The sequence below is a fragment of the Amycolatopsis thailandensis genome, assembly GCF_042723255.1.
GTDB classification, from domain to species: Bacteria; Actinomycetota; Actinomycetes; order Mycobacteriales; family Pseudonocardiaceae; genus Amycolatopsis; species Amycolatopsis thailandensis.
Genome location: NZ_JBHXJK010000106.1, coordinates 23,864 through 29,863 on the forward strand (window position 1 = coordinate 23,864; position 6,000 = coordinate 29,863).

The 6,000-nt window shown below is 68.2% G+C and carries 8 protein-coding genes; 4 read left to right on the forward strand and 4 right to left on the reverse strand.

The genetic code is table 11. From position 1 onward, the window contains the following. Nucleotides 1-75 precede the first annotated feature (75 nt). From ACFWMR_RS31855 to ACFWMR_RS31870, 4 genes are read left to right on the forward strand one after another with little or no spacing between them, the layout of a single operon-like run. The gene (locus ACFWMR_RS31855) at nucleotides 76-453 is read left to right on the forward strand and encodes a GntR family transcriptional regulator (RefSeq protein ID WP_005160428.1); all 378 of its coding nucleotides are present in this window, start codon (nucleotides 76-78) and stop codon (nucleotides 451-453) included. After that, entirely contained in the window at nucleotides 450-1,337 is an 888-nt protein-coding gene (locus ACFWMR_RS31860; protein WP_093932910.1) for an ABC transporter ATP-binding protein, read from the forward strand. The genes ACFWMR_RS31855 and ACFWMR_RS31860 overlap by 4 nt, the downstream gene beginning before the upstream one ends. Then, nucleotides 1,334-2,023 carry an ABC transporter permease gene (locus ACFWMR_RS31865; protein WP_378381044.1) on the forward strand — a complete coding sequence of 230 codons (690 nt, stop codon included), beginning with the start codon at nucleotides 1,334-1,336 and terminating at the stop codon, nucleotides 2,021-2,023. Before ACFWMR_RS31860 ends, ACFWMR_RS31865 begins: the two co-directional genes overlap by 4 nt. Before the next feature lie 27 nt (nucleotides 2,024-2,050). Further along, nucleotides 2,051-2,404 carry a DoxX family protein gene (locus ACFWMR_RS31870; RefSeq protein ID WP_093932908.1) on the forward strand — a complete coding sequence of 118 codons (354 nt, stop codon included), beginning with the start codon at nucleotides 2,051-2,053 and terminating at the stop codon, nucleotides 2,402-2,404. A 343-nt stretch (nucleotides 2,405-2,747) separates the two neighbouring features. On the opposite strand, the gene ACFWMR_RS31875 is transcribed toward ACFWMR_RS31870, so the two are convergent. The 4 genes from ACFWMR_RS31875 to mutM are packed head-to-tail and all read right to left on the reverse strand — an operon-like array spanning nucleotide 2,748 to nucleotide 5,860. Further along, complete coding sequence (locus ACFWMR_RS31875) at nucleotides 2,748-3,932, reverse strand: MAB_1171c family putative transporter (RefSeq protein WP_378381045.1); 1,185 nt, start codon at nucleotides 3,930-3,932, stop codon at nucleotides 2,748-2,750. Then, a complete protein-coding gene (locus ACFWMR_RS31880) occupies nucleotides 3,929-4,492 on the reverse strand; it encodes a hypothetical protein (RefSeq protein ID WP_093932906.1) in 564 nt (187 codons plus the stop codon). The genes ACFWMR_RS31875 and ACFWMR_RS31880 overlap by 4 nt, the downstream gene beginning before the upstream one ends. Then, on the reverse strand, nucleotides 4,493-4,933 hold the full coding sequence (locus tag ACFWMR_RS31885; RefSeq protein WP_093932905.1) for a helix-turn-helix domain-containing protein: 441 nt from the start codon (nucleotides 4,931-4,933) through the stop codon (nucleotides 4,493-4,495). Nucleotides 4,934-4,963: 30 nt separating this feature from the next. Next, complete coding sequence (gene mutM / locus ACFWMR_RS31890; protein WP_378381046.1) at nucleotides 4,964-5,860, reverse strand: bifunctional DNA-formamidopyrimidine glycosylase/DNA-(apurinic or apyrimidinic site) lyase; 897 nt, start codon at nucleotides 5,858-5,860, stop codon at nucleotides 4,964-4,966. Nucleotides 5,861-6,000: the final 140 nt, after the last annotated feature.

Genomic DNA, 6,000 nt, shown 5'->3' on the forward strand with positions numbered 1-6,000 from the left:
GTTCGTGGGTTACTTAGTCCAGTAATGAACCACCGCACCCGGGGAGGGTGCACGACGACTGGGAACGGAGGTGTCGTGCTCGACGAAGGAACGCCCCTGTTCGTGCAGATCGCCGAACAGATCGCCGACGACATCGCCGAGGGAAGCCTGGCCGAGGGGGAACGCGTGCCGTCAACCAACGAACTCGCCGCCTTCTACCGGATCAATCCGGCGACGGCGGCCAAGGGAATCAACGTGCTCGCCGACGATGGCCTGCTCGAAAAACGGCGCGGTATCGGCATGTTCGTCGCCGGTGGCGCGCGGCAGAAGCTGCTCACCGACCGGCGGCAGCGGTTCGCCGAGCAGTACCTCGACCCGATGCTCATCGAAGCGAGGCGCCTCGGCATCGACGACGAAACCCTGATCTCGCTCATCCGCGGGAACGGACACCGGAACGGAGGACCCGCCGCATGACGCCGACCATTTCGACCACCGGCCTGACCCGGCGCTACGGCGACCACCTCGCGCTCGGCGAAGTCTCGGTCGACATCCAAGAAGGCAAGATCACCGGCCTGCTGGGCCGCAACGGCGCGGGCAAGAGCACCTTCCTGCGCATCATCACCGCGCAGGAGTTCGCCAGCGCGGGCTCGGTCCGCGTGTTCGGGGAGAACCCGGTGGAGAACGAGCGGGTGCTGCGGCGCCTGGTGCTGGTCCGCGAGGACCAGCAGTTCCCGGACTTCAAGGTCCGCCACGCCCTCGCGGCGGCGTCGTGGTTCTACCCGAACTGGGACGCCGAACTCGCCGACACGCTGCTCCGCGACTTCGATCTGCCGCTGAAGCGCCCGGTCAAGAAGCTCTCGCGAGGGATGCGCTCGGCGCTGTCGATCACGATCGGGCTGGCGGCACGAGCGGAGCTCACGCTGCTCGACGAGCCGTACGCGGGCCTCGACGCCGTCGCGCGGCAATTGTTCTACGACCGGTTGCTCGACGACTATTCGGCACACCCGCGCACGGTGCTGCTTTCCACGCACCTGATCGACGAAGTGGCCGATCTGCTGGAGCACGTCGTGATGATCGACAAGGGCCGCGTCGTGCTCGACGCGGCCGCCGACGACCTGCGCGGCTCGGCCGCCACGGTCAGCGGGCCCGCCATCGCCGTGGACGACTTCGTTTCCGGACGCCGGGTGCTGCACCGCCGGAAGATCGGTTCACGGGCTTCGGTCACCGTCGCCGACGCTCTCGACGCGGCGGCGAAGGCGCGGGCACAGGCCCTGCACCTGAAACTCGAACCGTTGTCGCTGCAGCAATTGATGGTGCACACCTCCAACGGACAGACCGCAGAGGAGGCGTCCGCATGAACACCTTGGTCAATGTCGCGCGTTATCACCTGGTGGACCGGCTCCAGTACCTGGTTCTCCCGATCGGCGTCACGCTCTTCGCCTTCGGGGTGAACCTCGCGATCTTCTCGCTTCTCCCCGACAAACCCGAGGAGAACTACTCCGGCGGCCTGTTCACGTTGTTCGTGTTCATGCTCGTCTGCGGTGCCATGAGCATGACGAAGTCGCTGCCGTTCGGGCTGGCGCTCGGTGTGTCGAGGCGGTCGTACTACCTGGGCACGGTCCTGCTGGTCGCCGGGCTCTCCGCGCTGTACGCGGCGGGGATCACCGTGTTCCAGGCGATCGAGGAGGCGACCGGCGGCTGGGGGCTCGGTCTCAACTACTTCCGGGTGCCCTGGCTGCTCGACGGTCCCTGGTACCTGACGCTGCTCACGGCGTTCGTGTTCCTGACGCTGATGTTCCTCTACGGCATGTGGTACGGCCTGATCTACCGGCGCGCTTCGGTGCTGGGCGTGGTCCTGTTCTCCGCCGCGCAGGTCCTGGTGCTGCTGGGGGTGGGGCTGCTGCTGACCTGGACCGATTCGTGGTCGAAGCTCGGCACGTTCTTCAGCTCGCTGACCGTCGGCGGCCTGACCGGGGCGCTCGCGATCCTGGTCTGTGTCGCCGGCGCCGGCGGGTTCGCCACGATGCGCCGCGTCACGGTCTGAAATCCCTTCGCACCGAGGAGTTCCGTGATGGCCGTGGTTTCCGTCGTGCTTTCCGTCCTGCTGGCCGCGATCTTCGCCGTACTGGGGGTGGCGAAGGTCCTGCGTCAGCCGTCGTTGATCTCCCGGACCGAGAGGCTCGGCTTCTCGGTCCGGGAGATCCAGGGGATCGGCGCTCTCGAAATCGCCGGGGCGGCGGGCCTGGTGGCGGGTTTCTTCTGGCTCCCGCTGGGGATCGCCGCGGCGATCGGCCTGACGGCGTTGCTGATCGGGGCGGCGATCGCCCACGTGCGGGCGGGTGACGGGGCCAAGGACGTCGTCCCGCCGGTCTGGCTCGCGCTGATCGCGGCGGCGGCCGCCGTCACCGGGGTCTTCGCCGCCTAGCGAGCGGTGTCGCGCCGTAAGTCGCGTGCACTTGCGGGAAAGACACCGTGCCGTGCTCGATCATTTGCCAGTCGCCGTCCCGGCTACAGATGTTGTGAAAGCCACTTTCGCAACCTGCAGCGTTGCGAAAGTGGCTTTCACAACGCTGCGGAGCGCGTTGGGCCGGCGGCCGGAAACTCGCGTGATCAAGCACCGATCTCGCGTGCTTGAAGACGTAACTCGCGTGCTTGAACACGTAACTCGCGTGCTTGAACACGTAACTCGCGTGCTTGAAGGCGTGACTCGTGTATCACGGCCCCAAGCACGCGAGATCCGGCCCCAAGCACGCGAGTTCCGGCTCTGATCACGCGAGTTCGGCTTCACGCGCCCGGTCCCGGATGCGACCGACCACAATGGACCGTCGCCAGGCGCGCGTGACCTCCACCAGCCACGCCGCTTCGGCGGCGATGTCCGGCTCGTCGAGGTAGGTCGCCGGAACGTCGTCGGGGGCGTACCGGCGGCCCGCCCCGGAGGCGACGATCGCGGCGGCCAAGGCGGCGGCTTCGATCGTCGCGGGGAGCCGGGCTTCGGGGGTCTTCGCCTTGCGGGCCTCGGCTTCCGCGGCCGACGGGACCTCCGGATCGAAGTACGGGCGCAGCGCGAGATGGCCGTCCCGGATCTCGATGACCCTGCGGTACAAGGCGAATTCGACGCCGCCGGGCATTCCGGGACCCGGGTCCAGCGCGATTCCCGGGACGGCTTCGCGCAGCGCGGTCCACAACGGCTCGATCCGGCGGTACGTCCGGTACAGGCCGATCAGGCGGAACGGGGTGGCCAGCGCGGGCCCCCACACGCTGAGCGTCGCGCCCGCCCCGGCGAGCCCGACGCTCAGCGCCGCCAGGATCGCCGAGAGCGTGTCCTCACCGGCGTCGACCGCGCCGGTGGTGGCGAGGACGTAGATGTCGTCGACGTCCCAGAAGGTCCAGGCCAGCGCCGACACCCCGCCACCGACGAGCAGCCACAGCCCGGTGCGAAGCGGACCGGGATCGGCATGGCGCGCGAAGCGGGCGAAGACGATCGAAAAGGTCAGCAGGCTGATCAAGCCGTACGCGAGGAAGAGGACGTTGTACGCGACGAACCAGCCGAGCCTTCCCGGTCCGGCGGCGGTGTGCTCGCCGACGCGATAGCTGTCCGAGAGGAAGAAGAGCACGATCTCCGCGCCCACGACGCCCCAGGACAGCAGGGCGTGCCAGCCGATCCGCTTGCCCTCCCCCAGTTTCAGCGAATGCGCGAACGCGACCGCGAAGGCCATCGCGCCGATCTTGAGCACGTCCGCGGCGAGGTTCAGCAGGCTGCCGATGGGTTCTTCGACGCCGACGGCGTTCTCCATCGCCGGGGTGAGCAGCATGATGCCGCCCGCGATGCACATCCCGAACGCGCTGAGGAACCACATCCGCCGCAACGGCTGGGTGTGCCTGGCCTGGATCAGCTTGTATCCGAAACCCGCGCAAGCCACCACGCAACAGAAGTACGCGATGGTCTCGGTCACGGAAGCCGTCGTTTCCGGCTGCCGAAGAGGTTGTCGACCCTGGCCATCTCACCGGCGAGGTCGCTCGCGCTCTCGTCGAGGCGCGCCGCGCCACGCACCGCCGTCCGGGCGACGCGTTGCGCCAGCAGGCTGGCGAGCAGTTCGGCTTCCTGCTCTTCGACGGCGCTGTACCCCGTGCGGCCGAGGACGCGGCGGACGAGTTCGGGTGACAGGTTCGGCATGAGGGTCTTGCTGGCGGCGGCGTCGAGCGCGATCCCGTCGGCTCCGGCGTCCGCGCCGACGTGACCGCACAACAGGTGGCCGACCTCGTGCAGCAGGATGTGCCGCCGGTGCAGGGCGGTGGTGTTGGTCGGATAGAGGATGTAATCCGTGCGCTCTGTGCTCATCAACAGCCCGCACGGGCCACTGGAGGGGACGCTGACCTGCATCAATTCGATCGGTCGGCCGCGTTCGGCGGCGAGTTCGGCGATGAAGGCGTCGGCGTCGAAGGGTTCGGGCAGGGTGACGCCGTCGGCGAGACTCCGGCAGCGGCGCCACAACTCCTTGCGACGGCGATCCACTCACGCCTCCCTCTTCGAGCCGCCCCGTCCGGATTCCCTGCGGGCGATCGCGTCGATCATGTCGCTGATGGTGTCGAGTCCGTCGGGGGAAAGCGTTACGGCCCGCAGCGCGACGTCGCGGACCCCGGCGTCACGAAGGGCCCCCAGGAGCGCGAGTTCCTCGGCGATCTTGGCGCTCTGCTCGTCGTCGAAGAAGTACGCCGGCGAGACACCGAAGAACTGGGCGAGCGCCTCGAGGTGCCGTTTCGTGGGGTTGTCCCGGCGACCGGTACGCAGCTGCCACAGGTACGTCGTCGAGAAACTCTCGCCGGTGGCCTCTCGGCAGGCCTTGGCGACCTCCTCGTGGCTGTACGGCTCACGATCGGGTCTCAGCACGATCTGGAACAGCTTGTCGATCTTGTCGGCGAGCGTCGTCTTCCCGGGCTCGGTCGCGGCCACCATCCCACTCCCTACATGTCGTGCCCGTTCATGCTAGTTGACGCGATGCCCACATTCATACACGACAGTTTTCACCTCACGAGGTTTCGGCTGACAACGCGGGCAGGAGAACGACGAGCGGTTCATGAAGGGGTCGCGCCGGATGGCCGTTCCGCACCGGCCGCAGGGCAGGCCTTCCTGACCGTAGGCGTCGAGCGACCGGTCGAAGTAGCCGGACTGGCCGTTGATGTTGACGTAAAGCGCGTCGAACGACGTCCCGCCCGCGACGAGCGCGGCGGCCATCACCTCGCTGGCGGCGGTGAGCACGGTGCGGCCGTGGGCCGCGGTGAGCTTGTCGGTCGGGCGGGACCAATGGAGCTTGGACCGCCAGAGCGCTTCGTCGGCGTAGATGTTGCCGATGCCGGAGACGAGGGTCTGGTCGAGCAGGGCGCGTTTGATCTCGGTCCGCCTCGACCGCAGCGCGCGGACGGCCTGGTCGAGGTCGAACCGCGGGTCCATCGGGTCGCGGGCGATATGCGCGATGGTGCCCGGCAACGCCGTCCCGTCGACCTCGGTGAGGTCCGCGAGCGCGAGACCGCCGAAGGTCCTCTGGTCGACGAAGCGCAACTCCGGGCCGTTGTCGGCGAAGCGGAACCGCACGCGAAGGTGCTTCTCGTCGGGCGCGTCGTCGGGCTGGACGAGCATCTGGCCGCTCATGCCGAGATGCGCGAGCATGGCCTGACCGTCGGAGAGCTCCAGCCACAGATACTTGCCGCGACGTCGGGCGGCGGTGATCTTGGTGCCGGAGAGGCGTCCGGTGAAGTCCTCGGCGCCGAGTTCGTGGCGGCGGATGGCGCGGGCGTGCAGGACTTCGACGTCGGTGATCGTCCGGCCGGCGACATGCGCCTGGAGCCCTGCACGGACCACCTCGACCTCGGGGAGTTCGGGCATACCAACGATTCTCCCACTCAACGCCGAACACCCTCGTGAGTGGTGAGGACGGTTCTAACCCGCCTCTCCACCGACGAGGGGGGACGGTGGGGATAGCCTGAGGTAGTGTTAGGCGGCTGGGAGGTGTGGAGCTGGGGCGA